The organism is Thioalkalivibrio sp. ALE22, assembly GCF_000381445.1.
Lineage (GTDB): Bacteria > Pseudomonadota > Gammaproteobacteria > Ectothiorhodospirales > Ectothiorhodospiraceae > Thioalkalivibrio.
The window spans coordinates 1-17,792 of sequence record NZ_KB906509.1 but is presented as its reverse complement, the minus strand read 5'-3'; the positions used below and the strand labels follow the sequence as shown (position 1 = coordinate 17,792).

The 17,792-nt window shown below is 69.9% G+C and carries 14 protein-coding genes; 8 read left to right on the top strand and 6 right to left on the bottom strand.

Translation table 11 applies throughout. The annotated features are described in order from the left end of the window. Positions 1-263: 263 nt before the first annotated feature. Positions 264-1,220 (bottom strand): matrixin family metalloprotease, encoded by a 957-nt coding sequence (locus tag F793_RS0110610; RefSeq protein ID WP_038037193.1) that lies wholly within the window; start codon positions 1,218-1,220, stop codon positions 264-266. A 147-nt stretch (positions 1,221-1,367) separates the two neighbouring features. On the opposite strand from F793_RS0110610, the gene F793_RS0110605 reads away from it, so the two are divergent. Continuing rightward, the gene (locus tag F793_RS0110605; RefSeq protein WP_018875580.1) at positions 1,368-1,793 is read left to right on the top strand and encodes a DUF3617 domain-containing protein; all 426 of its coding nucleotides are present in this window, start codon (positions 1,368-1,370) and stop codon (positions 1,791-1,793) included. 190 nt (positions 1,794-1,983) lie between these two features. Here F793_RS0110605 and F793_RS0110600 read toward each other — a convergent pair whose 3' ends face one another. Continuing rightward, complete coding sequence (locus F793_RS0110600) at positions 1,984-2,583, bottom strand: DUF938 domain-containing protein (RefSeq protein ID WP_018882837.1); 600 nt, start codon at positions 2,581-2,583, stop codon at positions 1,984-1,986. Between the two features lie 96 nt (positions 2,584-2,679). On the opposite strand from F793_RS0110600, the gene F793_RS0110595 reads away from it, so the two are divergent. Then, on the top strand, positions 2,680-3,525 hold the full coding sequence (locus tag F793_RS0110595) for a bifunctional nuclease domain-containing protein (RefSeq protein WP_018882836.1): 846 nt from the start codon (positions 2,680-2,682) through the stop codon (positions 3,523-3,525). Positions 3,526-3,547: 22 nt separating this feature from the next. On the opposite strand, the gene pgi is transcribed toward F793_RS0110595, so the two are convergent. After that, complete coding sequence (gene pgi, locus F793_RS0110590) at positions 3,548-5,191, bottom strand: glucose-6-phosphate isomerase (RefSeq protein ID WP_018882835.1); 1,644 nt, start codon at positions 5,189-5,191, stop codon at positions 3,548-3,550. A gap of 129 nt (positions 5,192-5,320) precedes the next feature. Between pgi and glgA the strand changes: the two genes are divergently transcribed. The 5 genes from glgA to F793_RS0110565 all read left to right on the top strand — a co-directional run bounded on the left by glgA (position 5,321) and on the right by F793_RS0110565 (position 13,166). After that, positions 5,321-6,808 (top strand): glycogen synthase GlgA, encoded by a 1,488-nt coding sequence (gene glgA, locus F793_RS0110585; protein ID WP_018882834.1) that lies wholly within the window; start codon positions 5,321-5,323, stop codon positions 6,806-6,808. An 81-nt stretch (positions 6,809-6,889) separates the two neighbouring features. Further along, the gene (gene ppc / locus F793_RS0110580; protein ID WP_018867897.1) at positions 6,890-9,730 is read left to right on the top strand and encodes a phosphoenolpyruvate carboxylase; all 2,841 of its coding nucleotides are present in this window, start codon (positions 6,890-6,892) and stop codon (positions 9,728-9,730) included. A 108-nt stretch (positions 9,731-9,838) separates the two neighbouring features. Then, positions 9,839-10,111, top strand: a complete 273-nt coding sequence (locus F793_RS0110575; protein ID WP_018867898.1) for a PP0621 family protein — start codon at positions 9,839-9,841, stop codon at positions 10,109-10,111. 11 nt (positions 10,112-10,122) lie between these two features. Then, a complete protein-coding gene (locus F793_RS0110570) occupies positions 10,123-11,760 on the top strand; it encodes a PAS domain-containing sensor histidine kinase (protein WP_018882833.1) in 1,638 nt (545 codons plus the stop codon). Further along, positions 11,757-13,166, top strand: coding sequence for a sigma-54 dependent transcriptional regulator (locus tag F793_RS0110565; RefSeq protein WP_018879785.1), 1,410 nt, complete (start codon positions 11,757-11,759; stop codon positions 13,164-13,166). Before F793_RS0110570 ends, F793_RS0110565 begins: the two co-directional genes overlap by 4 nt. A gap of 22 nt (positions 13,167-13,188) precedes the next feature. On the opposite strand, the gene F793_RS0110560 is transcribed toward F793_RS0110565, so the two are convergent. The 3 genes from F793_RS0110560 to F793_RS0110550 all read right to left on the bottom strand — a co-directional run bounded on the left by F793_RS0110560 (position 13,189) and on the right by F793_RS0110550 (position 17,289). Then, positions 13,189-13,410 (bottom strand): hypothetical protein, encoded by a 222-nt coding sequence (locus F793_RS0110560; RefSeq protein WP_018867901.1) that lies wholly within the window; start codon positions 13,408-13,410, stop codon positions 13,189-13,191. A 162-nt stretch (positions 13,411-13,572) separates the two neighbouring features. Continuing rightward, positions 13,573-16,086 (bottom strand): ATP-dependent helicase HrpB, encoded by a 2,514-nt coding sequence (gene hrpB / locus F793_RS0110555; protein WP_018882832.1) that lies wholly within the window; start codon positions 16,084-16,086, stop codon positions 13,573-13,575. A gap of 9 nt (positions 16,087-16,095) precedes the next feature. After that, positions 16,096-17,289 carry an efflux RND transporter periplasmic adaptor subunit gene (locus F793_RS0110550; RefSeq protein ID WP_018879783.1) on the bottom strand — a complete coding sequence of 398 codons (1,194 nt, stop codon included), beginning with the start codon at positions 17,287-17,289 and terminating at the stop codon, positions 16,096-16,098. Positions 17,290-17,551: 262 nt separating this feature from the next. Between F793_RS0110550 and F793_RS0110545 the strand changes: the two genes are divergently transcribed. Then, on the top strand, positions 17,552-17,792 hold a 241-nt coding region (locus tag F793_RS0110545), incomplete at its 3' end, for a transposase (protein WP_026333049.1).

Genomic DNA, 17,792 nt, shown 5'->3' with positions numbered 1-17,792 from the left:
TGCCGTGCAGTCATTCTGCACAAGGGAACCGCAACGCCGTGCGCGCGCAAAAGCGGCCGAGCCCCTGCTTTCAATGAGTTGCGGGGTTGGTGCCCCCTGTTTCCCGATCCTGCGTTGCGCCGTTTGCGGGTAGAACCACTACCCGCTGCACGACGCGCCTTGTCTCGGAAAACAGGGGGCACCAACGCGGACGTGCGATTCAATCAGCGTCTCCCTAGTACCGCCACCGATACCGGGGCCGGGCATTCGCCCGACCCTGGCGCTCACCGCGCAAGCTCCACGTCGCAGGCCGCCGCCAGCGCGCGGCGGTCGGCCTCGCTCAGGTCGCGCCGTCCGGCATTGGCCTCCCCCAGCATCGCATGCATCACGGCCGCCGGGTCGTCCACGTGATCGATCCCCAGGGCATGACCCAGCTCGTGCGCCAGCGTCAGGCGCAACTCATCGGCGTCACTCGCCTTGAACACGGTGATCGAGCGCCGCGCCCCGTGCTGCTCGTACACCGCCATGTCGAAGGCCCCGGTCGTACCGATCTCGCGGTTGAGCCCCGCGACCCGCTCGTTGAACCCATCGATCTCGCGCTCCAGTGCCCGGATGTCGCGGTTGAGCTCGTCACGGCGCTGTTCCAGCGTGCGCCGGCGCTGATCGAGGTCGTCACCGGCGCGGTCCAGCGCCCGGCGCTGCCGCTCCAGACGTTCGCGGTTCCCCGCGCTGTGCGCCATGCGACCGGCATTCCAGGCGGCCACCGCCTGCTCGTATTCACGCTGGCGCGCCTGGAAATCCTCGAGATGACGCTGATAGCCCGCGGCATCCGCCGCCAGCGCCGAGTGGCGATGATCCAGGCGCTCCTCGCGCTCGGCGATCCCCCGCTGGAGGCGGTCCAGTTCCGCGCGGGCACGGTCCCGGCTCTCGGCTCCTGCCTGGCGCTCGTCGAACACCAGCCGCACCGGCATACCCTCGTCGTCACGCTGGCGGAAGAGCACGTCCGGCGTCTGCCCGTCCCACATCCGGACGGCCGCATCCAGGGCCGTCTGCACCGCGTCGCGCTCCAGGCGGAAGCGCGGATCCACGCCCGCCAGGTGCAGGGTGACCGGCACCTCGCAGCGCGGCGCGGCCAGGTGCGCGTGCCCGCCGGACGAGCCCGGCAACGGCCCCTCCTGCCACAGCACACCCCCCAGCGCGAGCGCGCCGACACCCCCGACCAGCCACAACGGCAATGCCATCGCGTTCCCTCCGAGTGAACCCTTGTAGAACCACTGATCAATGTTTCCTTAAGGTGCCAGTGCGCGGTCGCGGAGACCAGCGTTTGCCCCGTCATGGCGGGGCAGGCACCATTGAACGATCGCCTTACCCCGTTTCAGGAGACTGTCATGCTGCGCATCCTTTTCGCCGCCCTGCCCCTCGTGGCCCTGCCGCTGGCCGCCCAGGCCGACACCCCGAACATCCAGCCGGGCCTGTGGGAGAACCAGAACACCATGATCATGGAAGGCATGGCCGGGATGCCGGACCAGACCGAGACCACGACCGAGTGCGTCACCCAGGAAGAGATCGATCGCGGCGAGAACATCATCGAGGCGCCGGAGGGCTGCACGCTGGACCAGATGGACATGACCGCCGACCGCATGGACTACACCATGAGCTGCACCGACCCGCAGGGCGGCCAGATGCAGATGGAGGGCAGCATGCGCTTCATGGGCGATCGCGCCGAGGGCGAAATGACCAGCGAGATGGACACCCCGATGGGCCCGATGAACGTGCGCATGGAAATGCGCGGCCAACGCATCGGCGACTGCTGACCTCCGCTTTCGTCACGCGCCCTAAAAGGCGCTAACAGGAAGATGAGAAGGCTGGAAGAAAGACTGATTGGTGGGCTGGGGCAGGCCACGACCCACCAGGGCATTTCTTCCAAACTTCCCGTCTTCCTGTGAATATCCCTTAATGTTGTCCAAGGCTTTCGTGACGCCGTAATGACCATACCCCGGCTTTTCAGGCACGACGCCAGAGGAGGATCTGGTTGTTGGCGGGGAGGTCAATGACCGCCTCGGGTGCGAGACCGGCGGCGGTGGCGAGCGCGTCCAGGTGGGCGCGGTCGCGCACGCCCATGCCCGGGTCCTGCGCCCGCAGCATCTGGTCGAAGCGCGCGTTGGATTCGGCGGTGTGGGCCCCGTCGTGGGCGAACGGGCCATACAGGGCGAACAACCCGTCCGGCGCCAGCACCCGTGCCACGCCGGCGAACAGCGCCTCGACCGCCGGCCAGTGCATGATGTGCACAGTGTTGGCGCTGTAGACGTATTCGAACGGCCCCTCCGGCCAGGGGTCCCGCAGCACGTCCAGTGGCCGTGCCGGCCGCAGGTTGGGCACGGCGGCATCGCGCCGCCAGGCCTCTACACCGGGCAGATTCTCCGCAACGTCACTGGGATGCCAGTCCAGGTGGGGAAGCGCCGCGGCGAAGTGCACCGCGTGCTGCCCCGTTCCAGCGCCGATCTCCAGCACCCGACCGTGGGCAAGAAAGCGCTCGCGCAGCACCTCCAGGATCGGCGCGCGGTTCTGTTCCGCCGCCGGGGCATAGGGCTTGTCACTGGCCATCGTATCCATCCATCCGGAAAGGCAGGCCGGGTATTCTGGACGCCTCGCGAGCGCACTGCCATGATCGGGAGACACCTTTTCCCAGGCACCCTGCCGATGCCCCGCTCCCGGTTATCCCTGCCCCTCGTACTCGTCCTGCTGCTGGCTCTGGCCGGCGATGCCCTGGCGCGAGAGATGGCCACTGATCCGGATCGCCTGCTGCCGGTCGAGCTGGCCACCGTCGGGGTGGACGCCAACTCCGGCGCCCCCATCGCGTTGCTGCGCCACCCGGCCTCCGGCGAGGTGGTCCCCATCGTGATCGGCACCGATCAGGCCCGCGCGATCCTGCTCGCGATGCACGAGGTCCCGCTGTCGCGCCCGCAGACCCACGATCTGATGATCGACCTGCTGGAGCAACTGAACGCCCGCCTGGAGCGGGTGATCGTCGACGGCCTGGAAAACGGCACCTATCTCGGCTGGCTGGAGGTGCGTGTGGCCGGCGACGACGAGCCGCGGATGATCGACACCCGCCCCAGCGACGCGCTCGCCCTGGCCGTTCGCAGCGGGGCGGCGATCCACGTCGCCCCGGAGATCCTTGAGGCGGAGGTGCCCTTCGACTACACGCCGCCGGGCGAGGACGAGGTCGTCACCGCCCTGGGCATCACCGTAGTCGAGGCCCGCGACGACCTGCGCGAGGCCCTGCAACTGCCCGACGAACCCGGCGTTCTGGTCAGCCGCGCGACCGGGCGGGCCGCCACCGCGGGACTGAGCCACGGGGCCCTGATCCTGGAGGTGAACGGCCGCGTGCCCGCCACCCCGATGGACTTCCTCGAGGCGGTCTCGGCTACCGCCGATGGCGCGGAGGCCGAAATCCGCTTCTGGCTGGACGGCGACACCCGGACAATCACCCTGCCCACGGACGTCCCCGCTATCGAGGAGTCCGACGACGCCCTGACCGTCTGAGCCAAGTCGGAACGGACGTGGATCAGTCCCGCTGCGGTAACCGCGGGCGCAACCAGTCGAGCGTGGCGGTGGTCGCGGGATCGTGTGCGGCGGGTGTCGCCCCCGGCTCCAGATCCGCGAGGATCTGGCCAGCCAACTGCTTGCCCAGCTCCACCCCCCACTGGTCGAAGGCGTTGATGCCCCACAGCGTGGCCAGCACGTAGATCTTGTGCTCGAACAGCGCGATCAGCGCACCCAGCGTGGCCGGGTCCAGGCGTTCCAGCAGGATCAGCGTGCTCGGCCGGTTGCCGGGGAAGCTCCGGTGCGGCGCCAGGGCGTCGATCGCCTCCGGCGTCTGTCCCGCCGCTGCCATCTCCGCGCGCACCACGTCCTCGTCCTTGCCCGTCGCCAGCGCCTCCGCCTGCGCGACCAGGTTGGCCATCAGCAACGGATGCTGCGCCGGCAGGTCGTGCTCGGGGCGCGCCACGCCGATGAACTCGGCCGGGATGAAGCGCGTGCCCTGATGCAGCAGCTGGAAGAAGGCATGCTGGCCGTCGGTCCCCACCGCGCCCCAGACCACCGCGCCGGTGTCGTCCGTCACCACCTGGCCGTCCAGCCCCACGCGCTTGCCCAGGCTCTCCATCTCCGCCTGCTGCAGGTACGGGGGCAGCAGCGACAGGCGTTCGTCGTAGGGCAGCACTGCGCGCGACTGCGCGCCCAGCAGATTCTGGTTCCACAGATCCACCAGCGCCATGCGCACCGCGGCGTTCTGCGCGATCGGCGCGCGCCGGACGTGCTCGTCCACGGCGTGCGCGCCGCCGAGGAAGGCACGAAAGCCGTCCATGCCCAGCAGCAGTGCCACCGGCAGCCCGATGGTGGACCACACGGAGTAGCGCCCGCCGACCCAGTCCCAGAAACCGAACATGTTGTCCGGGTCGATGCCGAATTCGGTCACCCGCTCGCGCGCGGTGGACACCGCCACGAAGTGGCGCGCCACGGCCGAGTCGTCCGGTGCATGGCGCAGCAGCCAGGCGCGGGCCGCGCGGGCGTTGGTCAGGGTCTCCTGGGTGCCGAAGGTCTTGGAGGCGACAATGAACAGCGTGGTCTCCGGGTCGGCCTCGCGCAGCACGGCGGAGAGGGCCGCGCCGTCCACGTTGGAGACGAACTGGACCGCCAGCGGCGCGCCTTCGGCCGTCGCCCGCGCATGCGGCGCCAGCGCCCGGCAGACCATGCGCGGCCCGAGGTCGGAACCGCCGATGCCAATGTTCACCACCCGCTGGATCGGACGTCCACTGTAGCCCCGGTGGGTACCGTCGTGGACCTGTTGCACGAAGGCCTCGACCCGGTCCAGCTGGGCATGCACCTGGGGCACGACATCGTGGCCATCCACCTCGCAGCGCGCCTCGCGCGGCAGGCGCAGGGCGGTGTGCAGCGCCGCCCGGCCCTCGGTGGTGTTGACCCGTTCGCCGGCGAACAGCGCGCGCAGCGCCGCCGGCACCTCGCAGGCCGCGGCCCGCTCGAAGAGCGCATCCCAGGCCGGGGCGTCCAGGCGCTGACGCGTCCAGTCCAGGCGCATGCCGGCGATTTCCTGCACATCCCGCTGCACCCGGTCGGGATCGCGCGCGAACAGATCGCGCAAGGTCTCGCCCTCCAGCCGGCGGGCCTCGACCCGCAGGGCACTCTCCATCCCCGTATCCCGTCCTGTCGTCATTCCATGCCCCCGCTTGTCCTGTTCCCCAGAGTGCCGCCCGGCCCCCTGCGTTACAATCCATAGAAACCATCCGGCGCCGCCGGTTCCGTTCCCGGGGAACTCTTCATGCGCATCCTGTTCGCCAGCAGCGAGGCCTACAGCCTGGTCAAGACCGGCGGGCTCGCCGATGTCAGTGCCAGCCTGCCCGCCGCCCTGCGCCGCCGACGCCAGGATGTGCGCCTGGTCCTGCCCGGTTATCCCGAGGCCTGCCGCAACCTGGTGGATGCCACACCGCGCCCGGGTCCGGACAACGCCCCGTGGCAGCTCCTCGAGGGCCGCCTGCCCGGCACTCGCGTGCCGGTCTACCTGATCGACTGGCCGGAGTACTTCCAGCGCGCCGGCAATCCGTACAGCGCCAGCAACGGCATGGACTGGCCGGACAACGCCCAGCGCTTCGCCGGTTTCGCCCGCGCCATCGTCGCCCTCGCGCGCGACGAGGCCGGGCTGGGCTGGACCCCGGAGCTGATCCACCTGAACGACTGGCAGACCGGCCTGGTGCCGCTGCTGCTGGACCCGGAGCGCACCGGCATCGAGCGCCCGCGGACCGTATTCACCATTCACAACCTGGCCTACCAGGGCCTATTCCCGGCCAGCACCCTGCAGGAGCTGAACCTGCCCGCGGACCTGTGGCACCCGGAGGCGCTGGAGTTTCACGACCAGCTGTCGTTCATGAAGGCGGCCCTGGTCTTTGCCGACGCCATCACCACGGTCTCGCCGACCTATGCCCGCGAGATCCAGGAGCCAGCCTCCGGCATGGGCCTGGACGGCGTGCTGCGCGCCCGCGCCGCGGACCTGCACGGCATCCTCAATGGGGTCGACTACCGCGACTGGGACCCGGCGCGCGACCGCCATATCGCCGCGCGCTACAGCGCCGACGACCTCGCCGGCAAGGCCGCCAACAAGGCCGCGCTACAGACCCGCCTGGGCCTGGAACCGGACCCGGACATCCCGCTGCTGGGCCACGTGGGCCGCATGGTCGAGCAGAAAGGGGTAGACCTGCTGCATGCCGCCTGCACCCCGCTGCTGGAGGCCGGGCGCATCCAGCTGGCCCTGGTCGGCTCCGGCCAGAAGGACCTGGAACACGCCACCGGCGCCCTGGCGCGCGCCTATCCCGGCCGGGTCGGGGTGCACATCGGCTATGACGAGCCCCTGGCCCACCAGATCGAGGCCGGCGCCGACCTGTTCCTGATGCCCTCGCGCTTCGAACCCTGCGGTCTCAACCAGCTCTACAGCCTGCGCTACGGCACCCCGCCGGTGGTCCACGCCACCGGGGGCCTGGCGGACACCGTGGTCGACGCCACACCCGATCATCTGGACGCCGGCACGGCCACGGGATTCAGCTTCTCGCCGGACAGCGTGGCCGCCCTCGGCGGCGCGCTGGAGCGCGCCCTGGGGCTGTACGCCGCCCGCGGCGACGGCCGCTGGGAACAACTGATGCGCACCGGCATGGCCCGCGACTTCGGCTGGAACGCGAGCGCCGACGCCTATCTCGCCCTGTACCGCGAACAGCTCCCGCGCCGCAGCCGGCGTGCGAAGGCCGCATCTGCGCTATAATCGCGTCCTTTTCGCGACCTCCCGACCCCAACCGGCAAGCCCAGGCAGCGGCGATCGTCGTCCTGCGCGCACAGGCCCGATATGACTCGAAGCGATCAACACGACCGATTCCTGCCCAAGGACAAGGAACTGCGCGCCCGCGTGCGGCTGTTCGGGGAACTCCTGGGCAACGTGATCCACAAGCTGGAAGGCCAGGCGGTATTCGACGCGGTCGAAAAGCTGCGCCGCGGCTTTGTCAGCCTGCGCAAGAACGAGGACCCGGACCTGCGCCGCCAGCTGATGGCGGACATCACCCACTTCGACGCCGCGCTCACCGAGCGCGTGATCCGCGCCTTCAGCATCTACTTCAGCCTGGTCAACATTGCCGAGGAAGACCTGTTCTACCGCTGGCGCCGGGCCCAGGTCTCCAGCGGCGAACCGCTGTGGACCGGCTCCTTCGACCAGACCCTGCGCCAGCTGCATGACGAGGGGGTCACCGCCGAGGAGCTGGAACGGCTGCTCAGCGAACTGCACTACCAGCCGGTCTTCACCGCCCACCCCACCGAGGCCCGTCGCCGGACTACGATGGAGAACCAGCGCCGCGTGTTCGAGACCGCCGATCGGCTGAACCAGCCCGGTCTGGGCGAGGAGGAACGCCGCCTCATCACCGAGGAACTGGAAACCCAGATCCAGATCCTCTGGCGCACCAACGAGGTACGGGTAAAGAAGCCGCAGGTCCAGGACGAGATCAAGTACGGTCTGTTCTACTTCGAGGAGAGCCTGTTCGAGGCCATCCCGCAGTCCTACCGCTTCCTGGAAAAGGCCATCCGCCGCATCTACGGCGTCCACCCGGACGGCAGCCTGCCGGTGCGGATCCCGGCCTTCCTGCACTTCGGTTCCTGGATCGGCGGGGACCGCGACGGCAACCCGAACGTGACCCCCGAGGTCACCGAACTGTCCTGTCGCCTGGCGATGGAGCAGGTCCTGCGCGAATACATCAAGCGGGTCAACCACCTGCGCAACGTGCTGACCCACTCGTCGTTCATGTGCCAGCCGTCGCAGGCCTTCCTCGACAGCCTGGACTCCGACGCCAACATCGCGAACGCGGTGTTCCAGGGGGCCTCCGACCGCTTCGAGAGCGAGCCCTACCGGCGCAAGCTCTACATCATGCGGTATCGCCTGCGCGAAACCCTGGACACGGTGGTCCGGCGGGTACATGGCGAGGCCGCGGTGCTTCCGACCAACAGCGCCTATGCCGACGCCCAGGCCTTCCTGAGCGACCTGAAGCTGATCCGCGACTCGCTGATCAGCCACGGCGACCGCAATATCGCCAGCGGCGCGCTGACCGATCTGATCCGCCTGGTCGAGACCTTCGGCTTCCACCTGCACCACCTGGACGTGCGCCAGGAATCCACCGTGCATACCGACGCGATCGCCGAGATCCTCGGCCAGCTGGCCCCGGACACCGACTACGCCGCCCTGGACGAGACCGGCCGCCAGCAGGCCCTGAGCGACCTGATCGCCGCCGAACAGTTGCCGGAACTGGACCGCGACGCCCTGGGCGAAGGCACCCGCGAAACCCTGCGCGTGTTCGAGGTCATCCAGGGCATGCGCCGCGAGGTCGGCCCGGATGGCATCGGGACCTACGTGATCTCCATGACCCACGCGGCCTCGCATGTGCTGGAGGTCCTGCTGCTGGGGCGCCTCGCGGGGCTGGCCGGAGACAACGAAGACGGCAACCCCTTCTGCCACCTGCGCATCTCGCCGCTGTTCGAGACCATCGAGGACCTCCTGCATGTCGAGGACGTCCTCGAGGGCCTGCTGTCCAACCCGGTCTACGCCCGCCTGCTGGCCGCCTCCGGCAACATCCAGGACGTGATGCTCGGCTATTCGGATTCCTGCAAGGACGGCGGCATCCTCGCCTCCAGCTGGAACCTCTACGAGGCGCAGAAGAAGATCGTCGGCATCACCGACCGCTTTGGCGTGCGCTGCCAGCTGTTCCATGGCCGCGGCGGCACCGTCGGCCGTGGCGGCGGCCCGACCCATGAGTCCATCCTCGCCCAGCCCCCGGCCACCGTGCAGGGGCGCATCAAGTTCACCGAACAGGGCGAGGTGCTGTCGTACAAGTACTCCAACGTGGAGACCGCGGTCTATGAGCTGGGCATGGGCGCCACCGGTGTCATGCTCGCCTCGCGCAGCCTGATCCGGCCACCGCGCCAGGATCGCGACGACTACCGCGCCACCATGCAGGATCTCGCGCAATGCGGCGAGGATGCCTATCGCGAGCTGATCGACCGCACCGACGGTGTGCTCGACTACTTCTACGAGATCACCCCGGTGCAGGAGATCGGCTTCCTGAACATCGGCTCGCGCCCCTCGCACCGGCGCAAGACCGATCGTTCCAAGAGCTCGATCCGGGCGATCCCCTGGGTCTTCGGCTGGGCCCAGGCGCGCCACACCCTGCCCGCCTGGTACGGCATCGGCACCGCGCTGGAGCGCTGGCGTGGCGACGATCCCGAGCGCCTGGCCCAGCTCCAGCGCATGTACCAGGAGTGGCCGTTCTTCCGCTCGCTGCTGTCCAACTGCCAGATGGCGCTGACCAAGGCCGACATGCGCACCGCGGCCGAGTACGCCCGCCTGTGCAGCGACCCGGAACTGGCCGAACGCATCTATGCCCGGGTCCGCGACGAGCACAGCCGCACCGTGACCGAGGTGTTGCGGGTCGCCCAGCTGGACGCCCTGATGGACGAGACCCCCCTGCTGGCGCGCTCGCTGCAACGGCGCAACCCGTATCTGGACCCGCTCAACAGCATCCAGATCCACCTGCTGCGCGAATCCCGCGAGTTCGACGCCGAGGCCGGAGACGACGCCGACAATCCCTGGCTGTCGCCCCTGCTGCGCTCGATCAACGCCATCGCCGCCGGCATGCGCAACACCGGCTGACCCTTACGGGAGCGCGAGCTGGCCGGTCCGATGGTCCGCGACCATCATCGCGTCAGGGAAACGCTGATCAATGTGCACATTGACCAGCGTTTCCCCTAGAATCCGGTCATGCGCCTGCTGCTCCTGATCGTTGCCATCGTCGCCGTGTTCCTCGCGGTGCGCACCCTGGTGCGCTCCAGCAGCAACCGCAAGCAGGTCTCCCGCGGGGAACGCCCCGAACGCCTCAAGGAAGGTGGCGCGGTGATCCGCTGCGCCTTCTGCGGCGTGCACGTTCCGGAGGCCGAGGCCTACCGCGACGGGGACCGCCTGTACTGCTCGCGCCAGCACGCCGAGGTCGACCGCAGCCGCTCGGACGCCGACACCCACAGCGAAGACGACTGATCCCCGCGCGCATGGACGGCCAGAACGGGGCGCACACGCCGATCGACGCCGACACCCGGCGTTCCGCCTGGCTGTTCGCGCTCTACCGGGTCTTTGTCGCAGCGGTTCTGCTGCTGCTGGGACTGTTCCCGGATACCCCGCTGGGACTGCATGCGGTCGCCCCCCAGTTCTACGCGGTGATCGCCACGGCCTACCTCGCCTTCGCGCTGGCCGCGGCCGGCTTCGCCTGGCGTTGCACCCACAACCCGAACACCACCAGCCTCAGCCGCATCGCCCTGATCGGGGGCGCCGGGGACGGCATCGGCCTGATCGGGCTGCTGCTCGTCTCCGGTGGGGTCGGCACCGGGATCGGCCTCCTGCTGGTCCCCGCCCTGGTCGCCACGGTACTGCTATCCAGCGCGCGCTTCGCGCTGAGTCTGGCGGCCATCGCCACCCTGGCGCTGCTGCTGGCCGAGACGGTCAGCGCCCTGCTCCTCCATCCTGGCGAGAGCGCCATCACCCAGGCCGGGCTGCTGGGCGCCACCCTGTTCGCGGCCGGCCTGCTGGCGCGCCACTTCGCCCGCCGGGCCGGCGAGACGCGCGCCCAGGTGGAACGCCAGGAGGCCGACCTGGCGAATCTGGCCGAGCTGAATGCCCAGATCATCGCGCGCATGAGCGCCGGGGTCATCGCGGTGGACCCGGAGGGCTACATCCGCTCCATCAACGAGGCCGCCCGCCGCCTGCTGCCGCCACGGCCGGGGCGCCACCTGTCGTCGCTGTCGCCCTCGGTGGCCCGCGTCATCCGCGAGTGGCAGCGCAGCGGCAGGCCCAACACCAGCCAGCAGTTGCCGGGCGATCGCGATCAACCGGCCCTGCGCATCCGCCTGGCCCCGCTGGGCGACCGGGGCGACCAGGGCACGCTACTGATCCTGGAGGATGCCGCCGAGCTCCAGCGCCAGGCCCAGGCCAGCAAGCTTCAGGCCCTGGGCCGGCTGACCGCCAGCATCGCCCACGAGATCCGCAACCCGCTCGGTGCGATCAGCCACAGCGCTCAGCTGCTTGGCGAGTCACCGGACCTCGCGCCTCACGACCAGCGCCTGCTCGACATCATCAACAACCAGAGCAAGCGCGTGAACGAACTGATCTCCAATGTCCTCAGCCTGTCACGCCGGGACACCGGCGAGCGCGAACGCCTGAACCTGCAGGAGACCCTGGACCGCTTTGCCGAGGAGTTCTGCGGGGCCCTGCAACTGCCCCGCTCCACCCTGCATGCCCGGGTGGAACCGGGCGACTCCGAAATCCAGTTCGATCGCTCGCAGCTCAACCAGATCCTGTGGAACCTGTGCACCAACGCACGCATCCACGGCGGTCACGACGAACCCGACAGTCCGCCCATCGTGTTGCGCGGGGGCGCCGGCCAGGTCGCCCGCGTGGTCAGCCTGGATGTCATCGATGCCGGCCCCGGGATCTCCACGGAACAGGAAAAGGACCTGTTCGAACCCTTCGTCTCCGGTCGCAGCGGCGGAACCGGGCTCGGCCTGTACATCTCGCGCATGCTGTGCGAAAACAACGGGGCCTCGCTGGAGTACATCCGGACGCCCACCGGCGGCTGCTTCCGGATCCTGTTCGCTCCCCTGGAAGACGAATCGCCAAAGGAACAAGGCGCATGAGTATCCGTCACGTGCTGGTCGTGGACGACGAGCCCGACATCTGCGAACTGCTCGAGATCACCCTGGCACGCATGGGCCTGGAAGCGACCACGGCCACCCGCCTGGAACCCGCCCGCGCCCTGCTCGCCGAACGCGACTTCGACCTCTGCCTGACCGACATGCGCCTGCCCGATGGCGACGGCCTCGAGCTGGTCCGCCACATCCAGTGCGAACGCCCGCAATTGCCGGTGGCCGTGATCACCGCCCACGGCAGCGTGGACACGGCGGTGCAGGCACTGAAACTGGGGGCCTTCGACTTCGTCAGCAAGCCGGTGGACCTGAAACAGCTACGCGAACTGATCGATGCCGCGCTGCGCCTGGAGACCCGTGGCCCCGGGCCGGAAGAAGGGCCCGATGACGCGACCACGCCGGCCCGCCCCGACGACAGTCCCCTGCTGGGCCATTCCGAACCCATGCAGCGCCTGCGAGCCACCATCCACAAGCTGGCCCGCAGCCAGGCGCCGGTGTTCATCTCCGGCGAATCCGGCTCCGGCAAGGAACTGGTCGCGCGCGAGATCCATCGCCTCGGGCCGCGCGCCGAGCGGCCGTTCGTCCCGGTCAACTGCGGCGCCATCCCCGGCGAGCTGATGGAGAGCGAGTTCTTCGGCCACCGCAAGGGCGCCTTTACCGGGGCAACCCAGGACCACACCGGCCTGTTCCAGTCCGCCGACGGCGGCACGCTGTTCCTCGACGAGGTTGCCGACCTGCCACTGCCGATGCAGGTCAAGCTGCTGCGCGCCATCCAGGAGCGAGCGATCAAGCCGGTCGGCGGCACCCGCGAGATCCCGGTGGACGTGCGCATCCTCAGCGCCACCCATCACGACCTCGAGAAGGCCGTACGCGAGGGGCGCTTTCGCCAGGACCTCTACTACCGACTGAACGTGATCGAGCTGAAGGTCCCCCCACTGCGCAACCGCCGCGGGGACATCGAGCGCCTGGCCGCGCGTATCCTGCGGCGCATCAGCGAGCAGTGGGAGACCGGCGACCTGGAACTGGCCCCCGATGCCCTCGCGGCCCTGCAGGGGCACGGCTTCCCGGGCAACGTCCGCGAACTGGAGAACATCCTGGAGCGCGCCGCCACCCTGTGCGAGGGTCGGCTGATCCACGCCGACAACATCGACCTTCCCGCCACTGGCCTGGGCACCGAACCCGTCATGGACCGCGCCCCGGACAGCCCGCCTGACCCCGACCACAGCGCCCGCAACGAGGCCGACCGCGCACTGGACGACCAGCTCGCCGCGCAGGAGCGCCAGGCCATCGCCACCGCACTGCAACAGACCGGCGGCAACCGTACGGCCGCCGCGCGCCTGCTCGGCCTCAGCTTCCGCCAGCTGCGCTACCGCCTGAAGAAACTCGGTATCGAGTAACGGTGGCGCGACCAGTCCGCCGCTACAGCAGATCCGCCCACTCGGTCAGGGCAAACCAGATCACGTAGCCGCCGTAGAGGATCAGAAAGATGATGCTGAGCACCGTGATCGGCCGAAACCCCTTGACGTCCACCTGGTAGGACACATCCTCCCCCTGCGCGCGGCGGCGGCGCACATCCATCCAGCGCGACACCCGCCACCAGACAAACAGCAGGATCAGGATCACGGTCAGGAACTTCAGCATCGCGGTTCGCTTCCTCGTCGGACGGCACTGAACGCGACACTACCCGAGAACGCCACCCTCCGCATTCTCTGATGACGGCCGCGCCTTTGCCCCGCAACCCTGGCGGGCAGAACGCTTGTGGGAGCCTGCTTGCAGGCGAAGCCCCCGCCAAACCCGGGCCTGCTACCCACGCCGCTTCGTATGCCGCGTGGCCGGCGCATTCCACGGATCCTCCGGCCAGGGGTGCTTCGGATAGCGCCCCTTCAGCTCGCGGCGCACCTCCGGATAGCCGTTCTCCCAGAAGCTGGCGAGATCCTGGGTGACCTGCACCGGACGCCGCGCCGGCGACAGCAGGTGCAGCACCAGCGCCACGCGGCCGCCCGCCACCCGGGGTGTCTCGTCCAGGCCGAACAGCTCCTGCAGCTTGACCGCCAGCACCGGCGGGTCCTGCGTGTAATCAATCCGGTGGGCGGAGCCGGAGGGGACCTCGATCCGCGCCGGTGCCTCCCGCTCCAGTTGCTGCTGGTGGTCCCAGTCCAGTCGCGCGCGCAGGATCGCCGCCAGATCCAGCCGCTTGAGATCCCGGAGCCGCGTGATCCCGGCCAGATACGGCCCCAGCCACTCCTCGAGGGTCATCAGCAGCGCAGCGTCGCGCAGATCCGGAAAGCCAGACTCCGGCAGGGTCTCGTGCAGCAACTGGATGCGGGCGTGCAGCTGGGTTGCCGCATCATCCCAGGGCAGCAGCGCAAGCCCCTCGCGGCGCAGCCGCTCGCACCAGCGCGGGATGGTGGCGGCGGGATCGTCCAGCGCGACCATCTGCCGCTCCACCACCAGCGTGCCGATCCGCCGAACCCGCGCGTTTTCCAGCCGCGAGCCATCCTCCACCCAGTCGCAGCGCATCTCGCGGTGGAAGAGCTCCGGGGCCTCCTGCTCCAGTGCCGCCAGGTCCAGCATCACCGCACAGCGGATGCGGGCCTCGCGGTCGGCATCCGTGCAATCCACCGCGACCAGGTAGTCGGCATGCGCCAGACGCTCGCGCTCCGGCAGCCACGCGCCGCGGCCGTTCCCCATCACGAAGCGCCCGGCCACCTCGCCGCGGCGACGCGCGATACGCTCCGGCCAGGCCAGCGCCGCCAGCACGCCCAGCGCCGTGCTTTCGTCCAGTGCCGCCTCCGTACCCGCGGGGCGCTCCCCGACTCGTGCCAGCGCCTGTTCCAGACGCCGCAAGCCGGATTGCCAGACCCGGCTACCCGAGCGCCGCGCGTGCTCCAGGCGCGCACCCAGCTCCAGCGGCGCCTCCGGCCCGGCCACACCCGGTTCTTCCACGGCCACCGCCAGTTCGCAGGCCAGGCGCGCAAGCCCCCGCTCCCGGCCCCGCAACAGCATGTGGGCCAGGCGCGGGTGCGTCGGCAGGCGCAGCAGGGCACGGCCGTGCCCGGTCATCCGCCCGTCGGCATCCACCGCACCCAGTTCCGCGAGTACGGCCTGCGCGGAGGCCAAGCCCTGCGCGGGCGGCGGCTCCAGCCAGTCGAGCTCGGCCACCGCCTCGCCCCAGCCGGCCAGCTCCAGGGCCAACGGCAGCAGGTCCACCTGCTGCATCCCCGGGGTCGCGTAGTCCGGGCGCGCGACCTCGTCGACCCGCGACCACAGGCGGATCGCTACGCCGGGCTCGGTGCGACCGGCACGCCCGGCCCGCTGTTCGGCGGCGGCCTTCGAGGCCGGGAGCGTCACCAGCCGCGAGAGCCCGGTCGCCGCATCGAAGCGCGGCTCGCGGGAGAGCCCCGCGTCGATCACCACGCGCACGCCCTCGATGGTCAGGCTGGTCTCGGCGATGTCGGTCGCCAGCACCACCTTGCGCTCGCCCGCGGGCGCCGGGCGCACGGCCCGGGCCTGCTCCTGCGCCGGCAGCCGGCCGAACAGCGGCGCGATCTGCGCCGGGCCGGCAGGGGTATCCATCTCCTCGCCCAGCCGCGTGGCCACCTCGCGGATCTCGCGCTCGCCGGGCAGGAAGACCAGGATCGAGCCCGTCTCCGCCGCCAGCGCGTCCCGCACCGCCTGCGCCACGCCGTCGGCCAGCGGCGCATCCTTCGCCGTCGGGACATAACGGACCTCGACCGGAAACTGCCGCCCGCGCGCGCGCAGCACCGGCACGGCATCCCCCTCCGGACCGGCCAGCAGCCGCGCCACGGCCTCGTCGTCGAGGGTCGCCGACATCACCACGATGCGCAGCTCCGGGCGCAGCAGCCGACGCACCTGCAAGGCAAAGGCCAGCGCCAGCTCGGCCTCGGGCCGGCGCAGGTGGAATTCGTCGAAGACCACGGTGCCGACACCTTCCAGCAGCGGGTCGCCCTGGATGCGCCGCAGGAACAGGCCATCGGTGACCAGCTCCACCCGGGTGCGATCCGAGACCTTCTGCTCGTCGCGCACGCGGTAGCCGACCGTCTGCCCGGCCGCTTCACCGAGCTGCCCGGCCATGTAGGTCGCCGCCATGCGGGCGGCCAGCCGGCGCGGCTGCAGCACGATCACGCGATCCTCGGGGCTGGAGGCGGCCAGATGCAGCGGGACGCGGGTGGTCTTGCCGGCACCGGGTTCGGCCACCAGCACGGCGGCACCGCGCGTCTGCAGCGCGGCATCCAGGGGGGTTAGCAGATCTTCCAGCGCCCGGGCCTGCGGCGCCTCATTCAACTCTGTGGCCATCTACAGCGGTCAGTTCTCGGTAACCCGCGTGCCGGCCCGCACCCGGTCCCCCGGGCGGGTGACGACACGCTCGCCCGCCTCCAGGCCCTCGAGGATCTGCGTGGCGAAGCCCGAGCGACGCCCCACCTCGACCCGGCGCGGCTCGGCACGGCCGTCCTCGACCACGAACACCGACCACTCGCCGCGGTCCCGGAACAGCGCACTGGTCGGGACCTGCAGCACCTCATCCCCTTCCCACAGCAGGAACTCGGCCTCCACGCGGTAGCCCACTGCCAGCCCGGCCATGCGGGCCTCCACCGCGTCGAGGTCGACGATCACCGGCACGCGCTGCTCGTCCACGCCCAGCGCAGAGATCTTGGTAAAGCCGAACGGTTGTACCCGGCGTACGGTGCCCTCCAGTTCGGCATCGCGGCCCCAGTCGGTCAGGCGCACGCGCATGCCCGGCACCACGCGCACCGCGTCCATGGACAGCAGATCCACCTGCACCTCGAGATCATCGAGATCGCCCACGACCAGCACCGGCTCGCCGGCCCCGATCGTGCCCTCGCAGCAGCGATGGCGCTCCAGCACCACACCCGTGGCTGGCGAGCGCACGGACAGGGTCTCGGCCTCGGATTCCGGCATCTGGCCGCTGGCGATCTCCAGCACGATCCGGGCCCCCTCGATCTCGCTGCGCGCGACCTCTACCGCGGACTCGCCGGCGCGCACCGCCGAGCGCGCGCGGTCACGCGCGGTCTCCATACGCTCCACCTCGGTGGCCGAGACCGCCCCGCGCTCGAACAGCTCCTGGTGCCGGCGGTACTCGGATTCGGCGAAGCGAGCCTCGGCCCGCAGATTCTCGAGATTCGCCTCGGCGCTTTGCAGGCGCGACCGCGCGGCCGCCAGGTTCTCGCGCGCCTGCTCGCGCGAGCGCACATCCAGCGCCGGGGTCGGCAGGGGCTCCATGCGGAACAATGTGTCGCCGAGTTCGACCGCGTCCCCCTCTTCCAGCTCGACGCGATGCAGAAAGCCGGCGATCGGCGCCGACACCGTAAAGGTGTCGCGCAGCCGCGTGCGGCCTTCCTCGCGTACGGTCTCCTCGAACGGGCCGGCCTCGACCGTGGTCAGCGACACCGGCACCGGCTGCGGGCGCAGCGCCCATACCAGCGCGGCCACCCCTGCCAGCACGATCAGCCCAACCGTAATTCGCTTTTTCATCGCCATAACGTCAGTCTCGCAAATCCCGCCATCCGGCGCTCCCCCTCATCGCCCGGCGTGCCGGGGCGCCGATATACAAGCTGCCACCCTCGGTTATTAGCCAGCTTGTGGCTGGTCCTGGTTCATCCTCTGGAGTTTACGGTGGCTTCGGTCCACCGCCTGCCATGCGCTCACTCGCGAGCGCGCCGCGAGGTACTTCTTTGCTCGTGCAAAGAAGTTGAACCGTACCGACTTTTCCGGAGGCTCTGATCCTTGGGAGGATAGAGCGATGAGTGAGACGACACGGTATAGCCCGGAGGTCCGGGAACGGGCGGTGCGGCTGGTGTGGGAACACCAGGAGGAGTATTCGTCGCAGCATGCGGCGATCCAGTCGATTGCACCGAAGATTGGCTGCACGGGCGAGACGCTGCGGCTGTGGGTCCGCCGCGCGGAGCGCGAGCGGGACGATGCCTCGGCGTTGTCGGATAACGAACGGGCACGCCTGAAGGCGCTGGAGCGGGAGAACCGCG

What these genes read in the sequence shown, in the direction of transcription:
- glgA (WP_018882834.1), top strand. Translation starts at nt 5,321, where the DNA reads ATGCGCATCCTGTTCGCCAGCAGCGAGGCCTACAGCCTGGTCAAGACC.
- F793_RS0110550 (WP_018879783.1), bottom strand. Translation starts at nt 17,289, where the DNA reads ATGGCGATGAAAAAGCGAATTACGGTTGGGCTGATCGTGCTGGCAGGG.
- F793_RS0110565 (WP_018879785.1), top strand. Translation starts at nt 11,757, where the DNA reads ATGAGTATCCGTCACGTGCTGGTCGTGGACGACGAGCCCGACATCTGC.
- F793_RS0110605 (WP_018875580.1), top strand. Translation starts at nt 1,368, where the DNA reads ATGCTGCGCATCCTTTTCGCCGCCCTGCCCCTCGTGGCCCTGCCGCTG.
- F793_RS0110560 (WP_018867901.1), bottom strand. Translation starts at nt 13,410, where the DNA reads ATGCTGAAGTTCCTGACCGTGATCCTGATCCTGCTGTTTGTCTGGTGG.
- F793_RS0110595 (WP_018882836.1), top strand. Translation starts at nt 2,680, where the DNA reads ATGCCCCGCTCCCGGTTATCCCTGCCCCTCGTACTCGTCCTGCTGCTG.
- F793_RS0110575 (WP_018867898.1), top strand. Translation starts at nt 9,839, where the DNA reads ATGCGCCTGCTGCTCCTGATCGTTGCCATCGTCGCCGTGTTCCTCGCG.
- F793_RS0110600 (WP_018882837.1), bottom strand. Translation starts at nt 2,583, where the DNA reads ATGGCCAGTGACAAGCCCTATGCCCCGGCGGCGGAACAGAACCGCGCG.
- hrpB (WP_018882832.1), bottom strand. Translation starts at nt 16,086, where the DNA reads ATGGCCACAGAGTTGAATGAGGCGCCGCAGGCCCGGGCGCTGGAAGAT.
- ppc (WP_018867897.1), top strand. Translation starts at nt 6,890, where the DNA reads ATGACTCGAAGCGATCAACACGACCGATTCCTGCCCAAGGACAAGGAA.
- pgi (WP_018882835.1), bottom strand. Translation starts at nt 5,191, where the DNA reads ATGGAGAGTGCCCTGCGGGTCGAGGCCCGCCGGCTGGAGGGCGAGACC.
- F793_RS0110610 (WP_038037193.1), bottom strand. Translation starts at nt 1,220, where the DNA reads ATGGCATTGCCGTTGTGGCTGGTCGGGGGTGTCGGCGCGCTCGCGCTG.
- F793_RS0110570 (WP_018882833.1), top strand. Translation starts at nt 10,123, where the DNA reads ATGGACGGCCAGAACGGGGCGCACACGCCGATCGACGCCGACACCCGG.